Source organism: Rhizobacter sp. P3_B12 (genome assembly GCF_056402895.1).
In genome coordinates this window covers 1-861 of record NZ_JBFUGN010001558.1, presented here as the reverse complement: position 1 = coordinate 861, position 861 = coordinate 1, and the positions used below count along the sequence as shown (strand labels likewise).

Here is an 861-nt window from a genome sequence, read left to right as displayed (position 1 = left end):
CTGACCCGGCGCGTGTCGGGGTCGAAGTTCACCAGCACCTTCGGCCGCGCGCCTTGCGGCGACCCGCCCATCATCACCAGCGTGTTCAGGGCGTCCACATCACCACCCTCGACGACCGCCTGCGCGGCGGTGGCGAGCTGCAGCAGCGAGAGATGCTCGTCGGCCAGGGCCCAGTCGTCGGCCGGGCGAAACGCCCAGGCTCCCATCGCGCGCTCGCCGATGAAGGCCAGCCGATCGAGCGGCGACAGGCGCGCCGGATCACGCCCGTTCTTCAGGAAGAGCTTGTCCATCAGCAGCAGGCCCCAGCCGTCGGGCAACGCATCGGCCAGCAGGCCGGGCAGGTTCGACTGGAAGGCCGGGAAGCCGCCGTAGGCCTCGGGGCGCAGCGGCAATTGCATCGCCGAGAACTCGACGCCGCGGCGCAGTGCCTCGGGCGAGTACTCGAACAGCAGCTGCGCGCCGTTGTCGGCCAGGCGGCCCAGCAACCAATCCTGGCCCCAGCCGCGGAACAGGACGTCGAGTTTCTTCATCGTGGTGCCATGCCGGCAGGGCGGCGCGCCCGCTGGCGCGGAGCCGCGGAAGCGCGCTCCATCTCGGCGATGCTGATGTGTGGCTTGAGCACGAGAACGTTCTCGAGGTCGCTCGTCAGCGAGAGCGCCTGCACCACCCGCACGAAGGTCTGCAGCGTGGTGTGGCCATCGGACTCCAGCTTCTTGATCGCACCGAGCGCGACGCCGGCACGCAGCGCCAGCTCCTGCTGGGTGATGCGCGACGCGAGGCGCTGGGCGCGCAACCGGCTGCCGAGCTCGCGGACGAGTTCGTCTGGCGTGGCAAGCTTGATGTCGACCATGAGACAAATTT

General features: G+C 69.5%; 2 protein-coding genes. Both read right to left on the bottom strand.

Translation table 11 applies throughout. The annotated features are described in order from the left end of the window. A partial coding sequence (locus tag AC1D01_RS36845) for a HipA N-terminal domain-containing protein (protein WP_477874782.1) occupies positions 1-530 on the bottom strand: 530 nt, incomplete at its 3' end. Continuing rightward, on the bottom strand, positions 527-861 hold a 335-nt coding region (locus AC1D01_RS36840), incomplete at its 5' end, for a helix-turn-helix domain-containing protein (RefSeq protein WP_477874780.1). The genes AC1D01_RS36840 and AC1D01_RS36845, both read right to left, overlap by 4 nt.